This is a genomic window from Mastigocoleus testarum BC008, assembly GCF_001456025.1.
Lineage (GTDB): Bacteria > Cyanobacteriota > Cyanobacteriia > Cyanobacteriales > Nostocaceae > Mastigocoleus > Mastigocoleus testarum.
Genome location: NZ_LMTZ01000118.1, coordinates 28,619 through 47,326, shown reverse-complemented (window position 1 = coordinate 47,326; position 18,708 = coordinate 28,619). Strand labels below are relative to the sequence as shown.

The following is an 18,708-nucleotide window of genomic DNA, read 5'->3' as shown; positions in this document are numbered from 1 at the left end:
TTGCTTTCATAGGGATAAACAAGACAAATCAAAAGCTAAAAAAAATTTGTAGTATAGCTTTACAGGTAAATCTATTCACTAGATAGAATTAGTGAAATGACCCAAATCACTCAAAGTTAAAAATTTATTTTTAAGAACTGAAGTCAAGGATTTAGCTATTTACTGACGTATTCTATATCTACCATCTAGCAAAAATTTTTATTAACTTTAAAATTTTAATGTGTAAATTTATGAACTGGGAATTTTTAAACTTACAAACTTAAAGTTTTATTAAACAATTCCTCCTCTAAAATGAATATATAGTAATTCAGATTTAAATGCAATATGGGACTCGTATTTATAGTTGATATATTTATGTTTTCTAGATTTATAACTCTGAAAACTATAACTTCTATCTATACTATTTGAATAGTTATAAAACTAACTCTACAACCAACGATATTTATTATAGATAACCCCAATTTTTTTTTAATTGGGGTTCTAGCTTTTTACCTGATTCACGCTCTCCTACTCATTCTTTACAATTGGCAGAATTTATTCAGTTTATATGTAGAGTACTTAATTAAGGCTTAGAGTTGTAAATCTTACTAATATGGAGCCGGTTTAGTTTTATTAATAAATATTATTTAAAACCAACCTTGTTTCTGAACGAAGTAAGTGTCAACGAATTCATTGTGACTTTTATTTAAGTAAATCATGCCTTCAACTAGACCAACAAACTGCATAATTACAAATGGAACGCCATAAGCAAAAAATAGACCTGCGATGGAAATCCCCAGCATCACTGCTCCTTCAAGGCTATATCCGAGCACAAATTTATGTACTCCTAGGGCACCAAGAATAATACCGCAGTAGCCGGCAAGTAACTGTCTTGTCGCGTGAGAAGGATTTAAGTTTGCCATAATCTATGTATATCTCCTGTATATTTACGTATAAAAAATAATACTTTTTTCGTCTACTGAAAGTATACTTATCTACTTTTGAGGTAATAAGATCTACTTTATGAGTAGTATAAACACTGTTTTAACACCAAAAATTCCTATGGTGTCTGATGTGGAAACTGGCGACACTATTGTGTTGTAAGATTTTGAGCTTTCCGCCTCCTTTAATGCTCGTTCAAAATCGTAATGTTAAGCACTACTTAAACAAAACGGCAAGGAGAAGGATGTGCGAGAGTCGAGAGAAAGATAATCATCTACCCAGGAAAATTTAGGTAAATAACTAAAAAATTATATTTCTGGGATTCAGTTTACTTGAAGTATTATCTAAGATCAGTTATTGGTAACGTTCTTAGTTTGAAATCTAGCCAAGATTTGAAGAACAATATTACTGAAAGACAGGGAGTGATTCACACCTGCATTATTTACAGCAATTACAAATGCAGACTTAATTTTAGTTATGATACTTTTTTGGAGACAAGTCTTATGACTTTACTTCCCCAAAACTAGACCCCCAGAGTGCGATTGTTCATTTTTTAATAACTAGCAGGATTACAAGTCTGCGCGAACATATGATAGTTTTCCATGAAGAAAAGCTACCGCTATCGCCACTCAAAAATGCTATTTTATTATCTCTACAGGTCTAATATAGCTCTATCCGGACTTTTAAGCCGAATTAAGTCACTATCATATCTTAAAAAGATTTGCTTTTATCCTTAGAAATATAACGATTAAATGGGTGTTTAATAGTAATTCCTACTTAATCATGATAAAAATTACCCACACTAAATATGGACTATTATTATTGACATTGATAATCAACGCCAAAATTATAGTTAAAAAGCTCTGCAAAAAGCTAAAGACGTTGATACTTATACATACCGCAAAATATACCTGATCGCAAAAATGCAGAGTTAGTATTAATTAAGTTGCGAATAGTTACTATAACAACGTTTGCCGCGAAGAGCCATACTCCCATGAGAATGTATCTGAGATTAATATTATAAGAATAGGTGATATCTATTGTAAATAGATTACTATTTAAGAAAAATTAATTTTTTTGATAGGGGAAAATTATAACCGACTGTCCAGTCGAATGAAACCTAATAAATAATGGGTCAAAAGTAATAGGTAATTGGTAGTTCGTAATACTTTTAACATGTAAATGACTGCTTATTTATTGAAGCTTGTATCTGTAAGAACGTATTTTTCTACTGAAATGTTTAAGTCACGAAAAAAGCTATTACTTGTTAACGATTAACGATTAACTATTACCTATTACTTATCAAAAAACTCCAGCTAAGTTTTCAAATATCTTCTTAATATCTTGTTGGAAACTTAAGAAGAACTACTACCCACAATAAATAGACTTAAGAGAGTTCCACTATTCCAAAGACTATGTAGCAACATTGGAGCAAGTAAATTGCGCGATCGCGTGTAAACAATCCCCAATATAATTCCTAAGGATGTTAGTGGTATAAGTTCGGATAAACTAAAGTGAGCAGCAGCAAATAAGACACTGCTAATAATAATCGATCCCCATACAGGTAAGTACTTGGTAAGAGAAGGTAGTAAAAAACCACGAAACAATATTTCTTCAAATAGTGGTGCAGCAATAGCCGCAGTAAAGAAAAATATTGCTAGAGCTACAGAATCTTGACTTTTAAGTACTAATTGCAGTAAAGGATTGCTACCTCCTTGTCCCTCCCATAATTTTTGATTGATTACAGAAACTAATAAGACAATTGGTAAAGCTGCACAGTAACCTCCAAAACCCCATAGAAACCACTTATCCCGAAAATGAAAACGAAACCAATCTTCAGCTAGAGGGAAAAAGTTTTTAATAGAGAAATATAATACACCAAGGGCTCCGAATGCGACGAATAAGTAACTGGTTAGAACGTAAAAAGCCTGTATGCGTACGCTAACAGCAGCACCACGTGGAATTGGGAGTACGGATAGTAATTCGGGAACTATTATTTGTCCAACGAAGAAAAAACCAACTACAAAAACTTGCAAAATGATTTCCCCATCCCAAGGGGTTGACCAAGCAAGATTTCCATTTTGCGCGAGTACGGAGTCTTTTCCTTTAATTAGAATCTGAGCGATTGAGAAAATTAATATTCCCAAGCCAATGAGAACACCTAAAGCAGGGAGAGTTGCGATAATAGCCAACTTTATTAAAGCATTTTGTGCCATTTGTTGAGTTGAACTATTGATTTGATTTACTAAATCTTGGCGTTGTTGAAACTGGTAAAGTTGAGTTAGAGCAACAGAACGAAACCAACCTTCTAGATTTTTTTGAATAAATTCTTCAGCATTAGGTTGTAAATTCGATCTATCTTGCCATAAGGCTATTAGCACCTTAGCTGTTTCGCCATATTGGGGAGAAATGACCGTATTTTGCGGTACATCATTCCAATCTTTTAGCGCACTTTCAGCCTTACCCTGCTGTTCTTTTAAAATACCTAAACGCAGATCTAATTCTGCAATTAACTTTTGTTGTTCGCGAGCTATTTTTTTGAGTTCCAGTACTTCTCCATTAAGGATGTCACTAGTTTGAGGAGATTTGACTGAACTTTGTGTAAGTTGGTTTTGAACTCTTTCTAAATTCTTTTTGGCTGAATCTCGAACTTGCTCGTACTGTTTTATTGCATTTTCTACAGGTTGTGATCCTACGATCGCAGCTTGCAATTGTTTGAAATTACCATCAGTGTTTTCTTCTGGTTTCCAAGCTGCAGCTTGTAATGATATGTCTGTCTGATAAAGTTCGATTAGACTTTGGGACTGGGGTCTTTGTAAGCTCTGGAATAAATTTGAGCCAGATAATACGATTGCAATTACAGTCAGTAATGTTAAAAATATCCTTTTCGGTGTCATCTATACTCTTTATCCGTTAATTAACCCTTAAATAATTTGCGTGTATGTGGGGCTTATACCTTTTGCAGATTATCGCAAGAAAATGTCTTTCGGTGATAAATTTTCTGACCTAATGATAAGAGATATGATAGGGTTTAACTGGTTACAGGAATTTTATCTTCTTAGATAAAAATAAGAATATAAAGTAAAACCGTATTATAAAGATAAATAATATAGAGATGTAGTGATACTACATCTCTACTGGCAATATAGTTACTGCAACAAAAGAGCTACACTTTATACCCATTTATTTTGGCAAATTACTTAAATTGAATGAAAGCAATGAACCAAAGCACTAAGCAAAGGCAATGAACTCATTTTCAATGCTTAGCGATCGCTTGGAATATTAGTCCTCATCATCCATAAGTCCCCAGCGATAGAATCTTTGATGGTGTTATATAATTCGGGATTCTTTGCTTGTAATTCCTCTAAAGTAATATCTTGAGCCAAAACTTCGCCATTTTTATTATGAATAGTGTAAGTTTTGTTGCGATTTATAGTGATCTGTCTGTCCCTCGTTTCAATAGAACCCAAAACAGAAGGTTGAGAAATATTAACTTGATTATTTTGTTGGACAATTACTTCTGCTTTTCCCAGTACTTTCCCATTAGTAATAATGGGAATTAAAGCTAAAGATACAGCTAATCCGAATAAAATTGAACGTTTCATAGCTCACCTCTTCAGGTTGGGCAGTATATCTATTTAAATAACACAGGTTTATCACTAAAAGTTCCAGAATAATTATATATTTGATTTATTAATATTTTTCTTTATGGTAGAGAAACAAATACATACCATTGAATTTACATTGTTTATAAAAGGGAACGGGAAATAGGGAAGAAGGAACAGATTCAAAAAATCAATATGTGAGGGTATTTTTTGAAATTGTATTTCTTGAAATTGTATTTTTTGAAATTGTATTTTTTGAAATTAGTATCACATTTTGGAAATACACCTTAGGTGCAAGCAAAAGTAAAAAGTAACAGGTAATAAAAGAATAGTTACCACAATGACACTGTTATGTCACGCTAAAGCCTACGGCGTCGGGAAAGCCTCTGACTAACGTCACGCTTCGCTTTCGCTAATGCTAACGCCGTAAGACGCAGGCTTTTACCACATCGCCGTAAGGCGCGGGCTTTTACCCATTACCAATGACCAATTACCCATTACCTCCAGAAACTAACCCAAAAAACCACTAAAAAATTCTATGGTTTCCTTTAACGCTTTAACAAAAACATCAATTTCCTCACGAGTGTTGTAAAAAGATAAGCTTGCTCGTGCGGTTGCAGGAATATCTAAATGACGATGCAATGGTTGAGTACAGTGATGTCCCGAACGTATTGCTACACCATATTCATCTAAGAATGTAGATAGGTCATTTGCATGAATTTGACCTGCGGTAAATGCTGCGAGTGCAGCTCTTCCTTCACCATTCGCATCAGGTTTAGGTCCGTAGATTCTAATTTGGGGAATTTTTCCTAGTTCTTGGAATAAGTATGCCGTTAATTCTGCTTCATAAGCATGAATTTTATCCATACCGATAGTGGTAAGGTAATCCACTGCTGCACCCAAAGCGATCGCTTCCCCAATTGCTGGCGTTCCTGCTTCAAATTTATGTGGTAATTCCCCATAGGTAGAATGGTCTAAATATACATCTGCAATCATTTCACCACCACCCAAAAATGGGGGCATTTCTTGCAGGATTTCTTGTTTCCCATATAAGAAACCAATCCCTGATGGCGCACACATTTTATGTCCCGATGCAACTAACCAGTCGCAGTCCATATCCTGCACGTCAACAGGCATGTGGGGCACGCTTTGGCAGGCATCAATTAATACTTTTGCTCCCTGTTGATGCGCTAAATGACAAATTTCCTTTACCGGGTTGATACAACCCAAAGTATTGGAAACATGAACCACAGAGACTAACTTGGTTTTATCGGAAAGGAGTTGTTTAAACTGGTCTAAATCAAAGGTTTCTTCTGATGTCAGTTCGACATGCTTTAATACTGCACCCGTTTTTTGGGCGACAAAATGCCAAGGAACTATATTACTGTGGTGTTCCATCACCGAGAAGATAATTTCATCACCCGGTTGCAAGTTATTCATCGCCCAACTGTAAGCAACCAAATTGATCGCCTCAGTCGCATTGCGGGTATAAACTATTTCTTGTCGTGATGATGCATTAACAAATTTAGCAACTCTGTCTCTTGCTCCTTCGTAAGCATCGGTAGCTTTGCCACTGAGGCAATGAGCGCCACGATGAACGTTAGAATTATACTCCTGGTAATAGTCTTGAAGTGAATTAATTACCTGAAGGGGTTTTTGAGAAGTTGCAGCATTATCCAGATAAACCAAAGGCTTACCGTTGACTTTTTCCTTCAGGATGGGAAAGTCTGCACGTACTATATCAACTACAGTTTTTTCTTTTGCTAAAGTCATGTTTATGGTTCTAGGTATTGGGTATTGGGTATTGGGTATTAGGTATTGGGTTTGGGATTTAAGTTTTAAATTATCCCCTGGGAAAGTGCTATAAGATTTAATTTTTTGAGAACTAAGTTTTTGAGAACCAAGTAAGTTTTTAAGCACCAAGTTTTAAGTATTAACTTCTTAAGCACCTATTTGATTGACACTTTGGAGCAGACTCTCTTGTAATGAAGCTACAGGTATTTGTTTGATAATTTCGGTAGCGAAAGCATCGATTAATAAATGACGTGCGGCGTTTTCATCTATACCTCGACTTTGTAAGTAAAAAATTTCATCGTCTTCTAATTGACTAACTGTAGCACCATGGGCGCACTTAACATTATCAGCAGTGATTTCCAATTGGGGTTTAGTATCAATTCTGGCTTTAGGAGATAACAATAAATTACGATTTAACTGGGATGCATCGGTTAATTGTGCGGCTTTAGGAACAATTATCTTACCATTAAATACTGCATGAGCCCTATCGCCAATAATCGTTTTGTGCAATTGTTGACTTTTCGCATGGGGGTAATTCAACGCGATCGCGCTGTGGGTATCTGCTAACTGTTGTTCAGAAATTACTGTCAAACCATTGAGTGTGGTTTCAGTTTGTTCGCCAGTTTGCAAGATTTCTAAATTGTGGCGCGATAACTTTCCACCCAAACTAATCGCATTACAGGAATATCGACTGTAACGGGCTTGGGTAATAGCAGTTTTACCAATATGGAAAGCCCCTGCAGCTTCACGTACAACCCGATTATGATGTACGCTGGCGTTATCTTCTAGCCAAATTTCCGATACCGCATTGCTAAAGTAAACTGATTCTGCAGCTTTATTTTTAATAACTTCGGGGTTTCCATACTCTTCTACCAAAGTTAGTTCGGAACCACTTTGAGCAACTACTAAACAACGAGGTTGGGAGATTACTTGCTCGCTACTAGCAGTTAGATACACCAAATGAATCGGTTTTTCTACGACAACATTTTTGGGTACCCATACTATTGCAACATCATTAAACCCAACAGTATTGAGTGCTGTAAATACTTCCAGAGCACCTTCAGATTTTGCTAAATATTTCTGGATTTTCTCCCCGTATTCTGCGGGTAAATCAGCTAAATTACTGACTATAACCCCATCTGGCAAATCTGCGATCGCTGATAATTCGGGTGTATAAATCCCGTTAACAAATACTAAATGATTAGAACCTTCTGGTTGCGTGTCCTGTAAATGTTCGCCGTGGTTGGTTTGTACGGGATGAAATTTTACCTGTTTCAATCCAGACAAATCGGTAAATCGCCATTCTTCCTCGCGGGTTGTAGGAATAGTTGAATGACGCACCCAATTAACTGCGCGATCGCGTACTTCTTGCAACCAAGGAAATTTGGTTTGTAGAGATGTACCATCCTTGGTTTGTAAATTTTTCAATAATTCGCTCAGATAAGTATCTCGATCTAACAAACTAGATACTAAATTATCTGCATTAGAGTTAGGAACTGGACTAGGAGAAACTTGAATTGCCATTATACACCCACCTCAACTTCTGCTTCTTCCAAAATCCAGTCGTAACCGCGAGATTCTAATTCCAACGCCAATTCCTTACCGCCAGATTTAATAATTTGTCCTTTCGCCATCACATGAACATAATCTGGGACAATGTAATTCAGTAAGCGCTGATAGTGAGTAATCATCAAAGTTGCATTTTTGGCGCTAGTTAATTGATTTACCCCATTTGCAACGATTTTGAGCGCATCAATATCTAAACCAGAATCTGTTTCATCCAAAATCGCCAAGGTTGGTTCTAGTAGAGCCATTTGCAGAATTTCATTCCGCTTTTTCTCACCACCAGAAAAACCTTCATTTAAACTACGACTCAAGAAAGCCGAGTCCATTTTCACAACTTCCAGCTTTTCTTCAATCAGATCGTCAAAATCGAAGGCGTCAATTTCTTCTAAACCCTGGGCTTTGCGCTTGGAATTATAAGCGACCCTGAGGAAGTCCAAATTACTTACACCGGGAATTTCCAAGGGATACTGAAACGCCAAAAATATACCACTTCTTGCCCGTTCTTCGGGTTCCACTTCCAGCAGATTTTGTCCCTGAAAAATTACTTCTCCACCAGTTACCTCATATGCGGGGTGTCCAGCCAAAATCTTGGATAAAGTACTTTTCCCAGAACCATTTGGACCCATAATTGCATGGATCTCACCCAAACGGATTTCTAAATTTACACCTTTTAAAATTGATGCGCCATCAACTTCTGCTGTCAAATCTTTGACTGACAGCACCACTTCGCTATTTTCACTAATCATGCTCTCACTCTCTTTAAATTATTATTTTTTCTACTTTAATTTTTTTCTTTCTTGATGTGCGTGTGATTTATAGCAGCGAATAGCAAGTTAATCAAGTCCAGAATAAATTTCCCTTCGTCATATACCAAGTAGTCTTGAATTCTAGCTCCTGGCTCCTGAATCCTGACTTCTGGCTCCTGCTATATTTCTCGCACACCAAATTAACCAACACTTCCTTCTAATTTCAGACTTAATAGCTTATCAGCTTCCACCGCAAATTCCATCGGCAATTGGTTAAATACATCTTTACAGAAACCGCTAATCATCATTGTTACGGCGTCTTCTGCAGAAATACCCCGTTGGGCGAAGTAAAATAACTGGTCTTCACCAATCTTAGAAGTGGAAGCTTCGTGTTCTATTTTGCCGCTATTATTTTGAACTTGGATATAAGGATAAGTATTAGCATGGGCATTATCCCCAATCAACATTGAGTCGCACTGGGAATAGTTACGTGCACCTTCAGCTTTGGGATTCACTTTCACCAAGCCCCGATAGCTATTACTAGATCTACCAGCAGAAATACCTTTAGAAATAATTGTGCTGCGGGTATTCTTACCAACGTGAACCATCTTGGTTCCGGTATCTGCTTGCTGCATGTTATTGGTCAGCGCAACTGAGTAAAACTCACCGACAGAGTTATCACCTACCAAAACGCAACTGGGATATTTCCAAGTGATTGCAGAACCAGTTTCTACTTGGGTCCAGGAAATTTTTGAATTCACTCCCTGACACAAACCCCGTTTGGTAACGAAGTTGTAAATACCACCTTTACCATTTTCATCTCCGGCATACCAGTTTTGTACCGTAGAATATTTAATCTCGGCATTATCTAAAGCTACGAGTTCTACAACCGCTGCATGTAACTGGTTGCTATCGTACATGGGCGCGGTACAACCTTCCAAATAAGAAACGTAACTACCTTCTTCAGCAACAATTAAGGTACGTTCAAACTGTCCCGTATCCCCACTATTAATCCGGAAATAGGTGGATAATTCCATTGGGCATTTAACCCCTTTAGGAATATAAACGAACGAACCATCACTAAATACCGCAGCGTTAAGCGCCGCAAAATAGTTGTCAGCAATGGGAACTACGCTACCCAAATACTTCTTCACTAATTCCGGATATTCCTGTAAAGCTTCCGAAATCGAACAAAAGACAACTCCATCTTCTGCTAATTTTTCCTTAAAAGTTGTTGCGACTGAAACACTATCAAAAATTGCATCCACTGCAACATTCGCCAATCGCTTCTGCTCTGACAAAGGAATACCTAGTTTCTCAAAAGTTTCCAAAACTGCAGGATCTACTTCATCCAAACTGTTGAGCTTTTCTTTCTTTTGTTTGGGCGCAGAATAATAAATAATATCCTGATAATCAATTTCTGGATATTTTAAACCACTCCACTTCGGCTCCGTCATTTTTTGCCACTGACGATAAGCTTTGAGGCGATATTCCAGCATAAAATCCGGCTCATTTTTCTTCGCCGAAATCAGTCGAACTACATCTTCACTGAGCCCACGAGGAATAGTATCAGCTTCAACATCAGTGACGAAGCCGTATTTGTAAGGCTGGTTAACTAAGGTTTTAACGGTAGCGCTCATCGTAGTTTTTGTTGTGTTCGGTTAACAAATGTCTCTCTTTAAGGATGGAAGACGAGCTATGGGTAGCTAATTTTCCGAAGCAATGACCGGATGGTTACACTGCTGTTACAATAATCATAGATATTAAAACAACAAGTTTGTTGTTTAAGGTATCTTCATTCTAAGATAGATTAACAACAAAGTTGTTGTTTAAGTCATTTTTTTTTCAAATAGTCTTTTTTTTGATTCTCTAGGACGAAGATGGCGAGCACCCAACACCAACAGTCCTCAACCAAACAAGAAATTTTAGAGTATCTCTTAAAGCACGTCCAAGCGACAGCTTTAGAGTTAGCTACCGCTTTGAAAATTAGTCCCCAAGCGGTTCGTCGTCACTTGAAAGATTTGGACGCAGAAAAACTGATCTTGTATTCATCGTCCGTCCAAGCAGGGATGGGACGTCCACAGCATGTTTATCAACTTAGCTCTGAGGGTAAGAATTACTTAAATTGGGTCGCAAGTCCCCAGAATTCTGGTGATGGCTATGGCCAATTTGCTGTTTCTTTGCTTGACACAATTGCTCAAACAGTGGGGAAGGACCAAGTCAGCACAATTTTAAAAAAGCAATGGGAACGTAAAGCTGAAGAATATCGCAAATCTTTAGGGAATGCTCCCCTTTCTAAGCGGGTAGCAACCTTAGTAGAGTTGAGAAAAGCCGAAGGTTACATGGCAGAATATCATCCGATTGAAACAAACGGTGTAACATTAGGTGACAATGGGAAAAATAATAATTCTGGGAATATAAAGTCTGACAGTAAAAAATCCGAAAGTACCAAACCTGAAAGTACAAAACCTGGAAAGAAAAAATCTCAAACTAAATTAAGCGATCGCTTTATGATCGTCGAACACAATTGTGCTATTTCCAATGTAGCGGAGTCTTTCCCCAGCGTCTGCGGACATGAATTAGAAATGTTTGCTGCAGCTTTACCAGATTGTACGGTAGAAAGAACCCATTGGATGATAAACGGTGGCGAGCATCGTTGTGGTTATTTAGTACAAGCAAAACAAAAATAATCTTGTAAAAAGACAAGGGCTAACAAAAGATAAGAATTAACGATTTAAAGATTTACTTTTTCAAATTAAGTTTTTTACATTAATTCCAAAAGCCTTAAAAACTCCCAAAGCTTTAAAACTTCAAAAACTTCAAAAATATCCATAGTTATCCATCCGTACTTAGTTTGACTGTTTTGCCAATCTAAGAAATACTGTTATTTACCATATTGTTAAGCCTCCCAGGAATGAGTTTGCAAGGAAATTTATGAATGTACCACCGCAACAACCATCAACGCAGTTTTTAAGTTTGGAAGAGTCAGCTAAAGTTGACGCAGCTTTGCTTACTTCACCAGAAAAATTTTTAACTCGACTGACAATATCATCTTTGAAAGTCTTAACTCATATCGCAGAAGAATACGGTGTAGAAATCAAAGATTTAACCACACCACAGATAATTGCTTGGTTCGAGAAAGATAGCAAAATTCGTCAAGAACAAGGAAGTGAAGCTGCTTATTTGAAGTGGTAACTACTTCTAGTTCTAACTATTCACAGGTTTGACAATATATTATTTGATTATTTTGATTGGGCGATCGGGGGGGTTTGATTGCTCATGAAAAAATAGTACATCAACAATTACAAAATACTATTTAAACCATAATTTTTATCTATAGATATAAGTCTATCTGCACTTTAACAATATATTTTACTTATCCGGACATTCTTTTCAAGCAATAACTCCGGATCAGTATTTTTGTTACACGCATCAAAAAAATACTCTAATAGTAATGATTTGGTCATAGCTTTCAGCATTCGCCAACATCCTAACCTTATTATCTAGTGCCATAACAGATAATAAGGAAACATAATCTAGGAATAAGCAGATAATTCCTCATTCTTGGCTCCTGACTCCTGACTTCTGACTCCTGACTCCTAATTCCTGACTCCTGACTCCTGACTTCTGACTCCTGACTCCTGACTCCTGATTTCCGACCCTTTACTTTCACTTCATCAAAATAGCAATTACTCTTTAATTTTTCTTCGTGGAACCTTCATGCGATCGCAAACGTCATCTATTAATGATCTAATCAGTTTCAAGTAACACTCCTCCCGCAGTGCATGTACCATTGCTCAAAACGACAAATATAGAGAGATAATCTGCATTGGATGATGATATTTAGCCGTTCTTAACTTTAAACTTTTACATTTAGAACATTAAATTCCAATAAATCCCAAGTTTTTTATGGGTAACTTTAATTAAATAAAATACTGCTCAAACAAAATCAGGTATTTATTGCTACCTATATTTTTATAGCATCACAACTGAAGGATTCATAATATTGCTATAGAGATAAATGATTAAATAGAGTCGACTTCAAAGATTATTGATATCAAAATAAGAATATTCACTTTAAATATAATGGCTAATAAATTTAAGCGATTAAATAATAACCAATTAAGTTGATATTTGTTTATTTATTGCCTCAGGAAAGATAAATATGAATATATAGCAATTAAATAAAAAAATAATCCGGTCGAGTTAGAGTACAGATTGAAGTTTTTTAATATAGGAATATATTAGATACAAAAGCCTTTGATTATGATAATATCTATTATCTCTGATGAATCAAATTTGAGGTGTGTATTGTGGACATATTTTTATGATGTCCACAACCATAAGAAAGTGAGATACCCCCGTTTATAAATTTATCCAGAAACAATTGTTAACTGTTTATTGAGAAATTTTCACTGCAGTTCCTGTGGCAGTAATTAACATCAAAACCCCCGACTGATCTACATTTATGGTTCCCGTATCTATTTCAATACCTATAACTGCATCTGCTCCTAAACGTCTTCCCCTTTCTTTTAATTCGTCTAATGCTTTTTGTTGACCTTCTTGAAATAGCTTTTCATAACTACCTGTACGTCCCCCAATAACATCGCGAATACCTGCGAAGAAATCACGAAGAAAATTACTTCCATAGACGACTTCTGCTGTTACTATTCCTAAATATGACTGGACAATTTTTCCTTGAATGACATCAGTTGTACTTAAAATCATTGGTTTACCTTCTAAGTAAATAAGAGACTAATTTATGGATTTGCATTTAGAAATTATTTGGCTATTTACTTCTTTGAAAAATAAAAAGTTTTCCCAGTTAAATCGTATAGTATTTTATCTTTTTAGGTTTAGATCTTAGATATGCTATAAATGTAGTCTGAGGAGCGTTAGCATTTAGGTTATTTGAATTCTGAGAATTAATTTTTTTACTTGGAAGTCTTTTTTATTTACCAAGTGAGTATCAGTGAGGATATTGATGCTTCATAAATCTTTTGTAAAAGTAATCGCATAGAGTTTTCAAAAACGAATAATTTTGTTTTAATGTACATGCCACTACGGAATTCGTGAAAAAAGTTGCAATAAGAATCAGGTAAATTACTGTGTATAATCGAAAATCATTTTGGCTAAGTATTCTCGTTATAGGAAGTATTGGGATAACAATTCCCTCAGTTGCTCGCGCAGAAGTCTTAGTGGCTCAAGCACGGAGTACTTCCCAAGTTAGACAATTACTTAATGAAGGACGTCGTTTGGTAAATGCGCGTGATTACAATGGTGCAATATCTGTTTATCAACAAGCTGCAACATTAGAACCGAAGAACGGTAGTATCTTCTCTGGTATAGGCTACTTATATGCACAACAAGGGAATTTTTCTGCAGCTTTAGCAGCGTATCGTCGTGCTGTTGCTCTTAGTCCCAATAATAGCGATTATCATTATGCCCTGGCTTATGTCAGCGGTAATATGGGTGATAACAATAAAGCTAAAACAGCCTACCGTAAGGCAATCCAATTAAACCGCAATAATGTTAATGCTTACCTGGGGTTAGCTGCGGTTCTATTGAACCTCAGAGAGTTTAAAAATGCTAGGTGGGCTTTCGAGCAAGCAATGAAAATTGACCCCAGAAATGCTAAAGCTCATGAATTAAAAGGAGCGATGTTAATGAAACAAGGTCGTTCTAGAGAGGCAATAATGGAATTAAAAAAATCTCTCAGTCTTTACGAAACCCAGAAAAAATGGGAGGGTGTCAGTCGAGTAGATTCTATGCTCAGAGAACTAGGTGGAGCATAAAAATCTATCTAGCAGATAACGGTCCAAGTGACATTAATTCAAATGATATCGATCTAAATTACATTGTTTTAAGTAACATTAATCTTGATGATATTAATCCCAGTGACATTAATCTAAATAACATTAATCTAATTGGCGTCCGGTTAATTCGACGAAAATATCTTCTAAATTTGAAGGACGTACCATCATTCCAGTCTTATCTTCTTGTTGGTTCAAATAGTTACTCGCTTCTCGCAAGGTGGGGAAAAATAAATATTCCCAATGCTCCCCAACTTGCTTCACCAGTAGACCCTCACCACTTTCAGAACGCAATTCTTGCAAAGTCCCCAAAGTAATCAACTTACCACTGTCCATTATTCCTATTCGCCCAGGTTTCCGATTGTCCCCGGCTGTGCGGACGCCAAAGGCTCCACATAAATATTCTACTTCATCCATATAATGAGTAGTCAGTAGTATTGTCATTCCTTGTTGATTCAGACCTTGAATGATTTCCCATAAACGCCGTCTAGTTTGAGGGTCTAAACCTACAGTAGGTTCATCCAAAAATAATATTTGTGGTTGATGTAATAAAGCTCTCGCAATTTGTAAACGTCGCTTCATTCCACCAGAAAGAGTTTTAACCAAATCATTTCTTCTACTTCCAAGTTCTACATATTCTAACCATTGATTAATTAAGCGTTGTCGTTTTGGGTTGGGAATATGATGCAAACGTCCTTGAAATTCCATATTTTCCCATACGCTTAAATCTCCATCGACGCTAAGGGATTGTAATACAACTCCAATACTCTGCTTGACTAACATCGAGTCACGCAACACATCATAACCAGAAATTTCAATTTGTCCTTGGGATGGTTTTGTAAGTGTGGTGAGCATCCTAATGGTAGTAGATTTTCCCGCACCATTGGGACCAAGTAATCCAAAAATTTCTCCTTTTTCGATAGTAAATGATAAATCTTTAACTACAGAGCGATTATTGTAAGTTTTATAGACGTTTTCTAGACTTATCGCAGCATTCATTAGATAGTTTCTTGATATGTATATTTCTTTGAGATTTTTTTGTAAAATATTTTTTCTTACGAAATAATTACTGTTATTTTTTCATATAAGTTTGAGTTTCAAATTCGCCAAGTTCTCATGCTTCCAAACATCACCAAGTTCTCATACTTCCGAATAATGGAAATTGAGCGGAACTATGGGAGCCAAGAACTGTATTGCTTATCATCAGTGACTTAATTAATAGATGATTTGATGATCGGCACTTTGATTAATAGAAATTTGCCATCAATTCGAACTACTCCCAAGTTTATAAAAGCATCATTGCCTTTTCATGATTAGTTTTGAAAGCATTATCACATTACTACATGATTAATAAATTATTTTTACTATATTTAATATAGCGCAGAGCCGACATGTTATAACATCAAGGGCACGGACCAAAAAATCGTAAAATTGCAAAAAATAAGACTTACACAAAATTTATATAGTACTTACACCAAATCCGATTTTTAAAACCCCCTTTATATTTTTTGGGATTTCCCCCCACACTTCCCACACCTCCCACACTTCCCTCTCTCATTCTAAAAAGAGGTAATTAACCCAGACTTAGTATTACACCACTGACAGCTGACTTAAATGTAATCTTGAAATATTGGGAGTGGATTGGAGTAATGCAGTGCTCAATCACCATAAACTAGTCAAGAAGTAAATTAATAAGGCTAAATATGCGTTTATGTTTGAATTTCAGCTATATAACTACACAAAATATACAATGCAAAAAAAATATCAAATATTCCGGAATCTACTTAGTTTTGGCAGTAGTAATAAATATCCAATTAACTCCTAGCCTTCTATATTGAAGTTCTATATGTAACAGATGGGGACTATCCCACTTCCTTTTTATCTCCGCCTTAAGCCCAGTTGCAATTGTGACTGGGTTTTGGTGATTAAGGGTAAATACCGTCAGTGATTAAGGGTTTTAAATGCCCTATTTTTCCTTATTAGTAAATAAATAGATAAATAAAATAATTACTGTACTTACTGACTTATAGTTGTTGTCCAATCGGAATAGTGATAATAAACTCAGTACCTTCTCCCCGAGTGGATACACACTGCAATTGTCCGTGATGATTTTCTACAACAATTTGATAGCTAACCGATAAACCCATACCAGTACCCTTCCCAACTAATTTTGTACTGAAGAAAGGGTCGAATATACACTTTTTGACCTCTTCTGTCATTCCAATTCCGTTATCAATTATACGGATACATACTTTTGCTGAGTTAATAATTTCTGTGCAAATAACAATTGTAGGAATTGAGGATATTTCTACACTTGTTTGCACTGACACATCTGTATCGTCTATATTTGAGCTTAAAAGCAATTTTGGAGCAAACTTTCCTTTTTTATGATTTTTTTCTTCTAATGCATCAATCGCATTAACTAGTACATTCATAAATACTTGATTCAGTTGGGAAGGATAACACTCGATTTTTGGGAGTTCGGTATATTTCTTCAGAATACGAACTTGAAAACTACTGGATGTTTGCTGTAACCGATGCTGCAATAAATATAAAGTGTTATCAATTTCTGTATGAATATCTACTAGTTGTCTGTTAGCCTCATCTAAATGGGAAAATTTTCGTAACGACTCAACAATTCTACGAATTCGGATTGCACCTGTATTCATTGAATTGACCAATTCAAAGAAATCTTCAGCAATAAAATCTAAATCGATTTCTTCAATTTTTTTACTAATTTCTCCATTCGCTTGGGGGTAATGCTGCTGGTAAAGGGAAATCAGCTGTAGCAAATCTTCAGCATAATTTTTTGCTGGTTCAATATTACCGTAGATAAAATTGGTAGGATTGTTGATTTCGTGAGCTATACCTGCAACTAAACTCCCCAGAGAAGCCATTTTTTCAGAAAGTAAAAGTTGTGCTTGGGCGATTTTTAATTCAGAAAGAGTTTTTTCTAATTCCCGCGCTTTTTGTCTTTCCTGTGCTTCCGATTTTTTTAAAGCTTCTTCTACTCGTTTGCGTTCCCTTAGTGCAGCTTGTCTTTCACTAATATCTCTTGCTACCCACAATACTTGACAATCGGAAATTGGGGAAATGCTAGCTGCAAACCAATATTCCTCATTATCCCAAGACAAGCTGTAATCAAAGTTAACGATTTGTTGTGTGTTGAGCGACTGTACAACCTTTTCTAACCATATTCTAGTATTTTCTCCTTGAAAAAATTGCTCTACTGTTTGAGTGACTAATTCTGTTTGATATTCATGCAAACAAAGATTATTAGTTGGTATTATTTCGACATTTCGTAGTAGCTCATCGTCAATACTAATCACAAGTACAATATCACTCATCGCCTCAAATATGGCACGCATTTGAGCTTCCGAAGTGCGCAACTTTTGTTCCAGCAACTTACGAGTTTCAATCTCTTTTTGTAGTCGATGGTTTAATTTTATTAGCCTTAATTCATCTTCTTGGGAATCATGGAGATTCATATATTATTATTTGTTTTAGTTTTTACTTTTTAATTTAGTATTGTGAATTTAGTGTTATTCGGTGCAAATAATTTTGTGTAAAGTATTTGAGTAAAACCCGGTTAGTAAATTTATGTCTTTTTACAAAATCATAAAATTTTATACATCAACTTCCCTTGATTGAATAATATCTTGGATTCAATAGTAACTGCTATCTATTCTCTACCCCCACTTATCGCAATTGCATCTACAGAAATTTTGGCGATCGCCAACCATTTTATTAGAAACAGGATACGCTACAAGCTTGAGTCATAACTAACTGGCTGTCTTTAGTTTTGCTACATTTTCTTAGGCTAGTTTTTCCCAGACCCCAGAAAATAAAATAGTTTCCTTTTGTTTCTGAGACTGCAATCCTCCAATATATAATTTATACACGTACGAAATAAAGTTAAAAGAATATTGACAACAGTCTTGACAATTAAGTTATTACCAAATTGGATAAGGCATAAATTAACTGAATACTCCTTTTATAAGTCCAACAACTTAAGTGAATACAACTATAATTTTATTCTCTTTTATTACTACTACTGTCCGGATACTTCTCTGTATTTATACTTTCACTCGTTTTGCAGCCAACAGATGTGTCTAAATAGAGTCACATATCTCACTGATGATCGCTAAACAGTAATTTTACTGAGAAGTAAGTTAATTTTATTTATATTTTAATTGATTTTAAAATGCAAAATGGTGGAAAACGCAAAACACAAAACAAAATAAATAACTTAAAAATAATAAT

The 18,708-nt window shown here is 35.7% G+C and carries 14 protein-coding genes; 3 read left to right on the top strand and 11 right to left on the bottom strand.

Annotated elements, in window-relative coordinates; translation table 11 throughout:
• Window positions 1–626: 626 nt before the first annotated feature.
• The 7 genes from BC008_RS29845 to sufB form a co-directional block, all read right to left on the bottom strand.
• A complete protein-coding gene (locus BC008_RS29845) occupies window positions 627–902 on the bottom strand; it encodes a TM2 domain-containing protein (protein WP_027843145.1) in 276 nt (91 codons plus the stop codon).
• A 1,374-nt stretch (window positions 903–2,276) separates the two neighbouring features.
• Window positions 2,277–3,818 (bottom strand): CPBP family intramembrane glutamic endopeptidase, encoded by a 1,542-nt coding sequence (locus BC008_RS29840; RefSeq protein WP_027843144.1) that lies wholly within the window; start codon window positions 3,816–3,818, stop codon window positions 2,277–2,279.
• Between the two features lie 366 nt (window positions 3,819–4,184).
• A complete protein-coding gene (locus tag BC008_RS29835; protein ID WP_027843143.1) occupies window positions 4,185–4,526 on the bottom strand; it encodes a hypothetical protein in 342 nt (113 codons plus the stop codon).
• 510 nt (window positions 4,527–5,036) lie between these two features.
• The gene (locus BC008_RS29830; RefSeq protein WP_027843142.1) at window positions 5,037–6,299 is read right to left on the bottom strand and encodes a cysteine desulfurase; all 1,263 of its coding nucleotides are present in this window, start codon (window positions 6,297–6,299) and stop codon (window positions 5,037–5,039) included.
• A 168-nt stretch (window positions 6,300–6,467) separates the two neighbouring features.
• Window positions 6,468–7,844, bottom strand: a complete 1,377-nt coding sequence (sufD, locus tag BC008_RS29825; protein ID WP_027843141.1) for a Fe-S cluster assembly protein SufD — start codon at window positions 7,842–7,844, stop codon at window positions 6,468–6,470.
• Complete coding sequence (sufC, locus tag BC008_RS29820) at window positions 7,844–8,632, bottom strand: Fe-S cluster assembly ATPase SufC (protein WP_027843140.1); 789 nt, start codon at window positions 8,630–8,632, stop codon at window positions 7,844–7,846. Before sufC ends, sufD begins: the two co-directional genes overlap by 1 nt.
• A 200-nt stretch (window positions 8,633–8,832) precedes the next feature.
• Window positions 8,833–10,272, bottom strand: a complete 1,440-nt coding sequence (gene sufB, locus BC008_RS29815; protein WP_027843139.1) for a Fe-S cluster assembly protein SufB — start codon at window positions 10,270–10,272, stop codon at window positions 8,833–8,835.
• Between the two features lie 240 nt (window positions 10,273–10,512).
• On the opposite strand from sufB, the gene sufR reads away from it, so the two are divergent.
• Together sufR and BC008_RS29805 are read left to right on the top strand one after the other, a co-directional pair.
• The gene (sufR, locus tag BC008_RS51675; RefSeq protein ID WP_027843138.1) at window positions 10,513–11,322 is read left to right on the top strand and encodes an iron-sulfur cluster biosynthesis transcriptional regulator SufR; all 810 of its coding nucleotides are present in this window, start codon (window positions 10,513–10,515) and stop codon (window positions 11,320–11,322) included.
• Window positions 11,323–11,566: 244 nt separating this feature from the next.
• Window positions 11,567–11,827, top strand: coding sequence for a hypothetical protein (locus BC008_RS29805; RefSeq protein WP_027843137.1), 261 nt, complete (start codon window positions 11,567–11,569; stop codon window positions 11,825–11,827).
• 304 nt (window positions 11,828–12,131) lie between these two features.
• On the opposite strand, the gene BC008_RS49800 is transcribed toward BC008_RS29805, so the two are convergent.
• On the bottom strand, window positions 12,132–12,305 hold the full coding sequence (locus BC008_RS49800; RefSeq protein ID WP_161938180.1) for a hypothetical protein: 174 nt from the start codon (window positions 12,303–12,305) through the stop codon (window positions 12,132–12,134).
• 725 nt (window positions 12,306–13,030) lie between these two features.
• Window positions 13,031–13,360, bottom strand: coding sequence for a YbjQ family protein (locus tag BC008_RS29800; RefSeq protein WP_027846708.1), 330 nt, complete (start codon window positions 13,358–13,360; stop codon window positions 13,031–13,033).
• 380 nt (window positions 13,361–13,740) lie between these two features.
• Here BC008_RS29800 and BC008_RS29795 point away from each other — a divergent pair, with 380 nt between their 5' ends.
• On the top strand, window positions 13,741–14,427 hold the full coding sequence (locus BC008_RS29795) for a tetratricopeptide repeat protein (RefSeq protein WP_201026192.1): 687 nt from the start codon (window positions 13,741–13,743) through the stop codon (window positions 14,425–14,427).
• Window positions 14,428–14,550: 123 nt separating this feature from the next.
• Here BC008_RS29795 and BC008_RS29790 read toward each other — a convergent pair whose 3' ends face one another.
• Window positions 14,551–15,444, bottom strand: coding sequence for an ABC transporter ATP-binding protein (locus tag BC008_RS29790; RefSeq protein ID WP_027846706.1), 894 nt, complete (start codon window positions 15,442–15,444; stop codon window positions 14,551–14,553).
• Window positions 15,445–16,469: 1,025 nt separating this feature from the next.
• On the bottom strand, window positions 16,470–17,933 hold the full coding sequence (locus BC008_RS29785; protein ID WP_058184135.1) for a PAS domain-containing sensor histidine kinase: 1,464 nt from the start codon (window positions 17,931–17,933) through the stop codon (window positions 16,470–16,472).
• Between the last annotated feature and the right edge of the window lie 775 nt (window positions 17,934–18,708).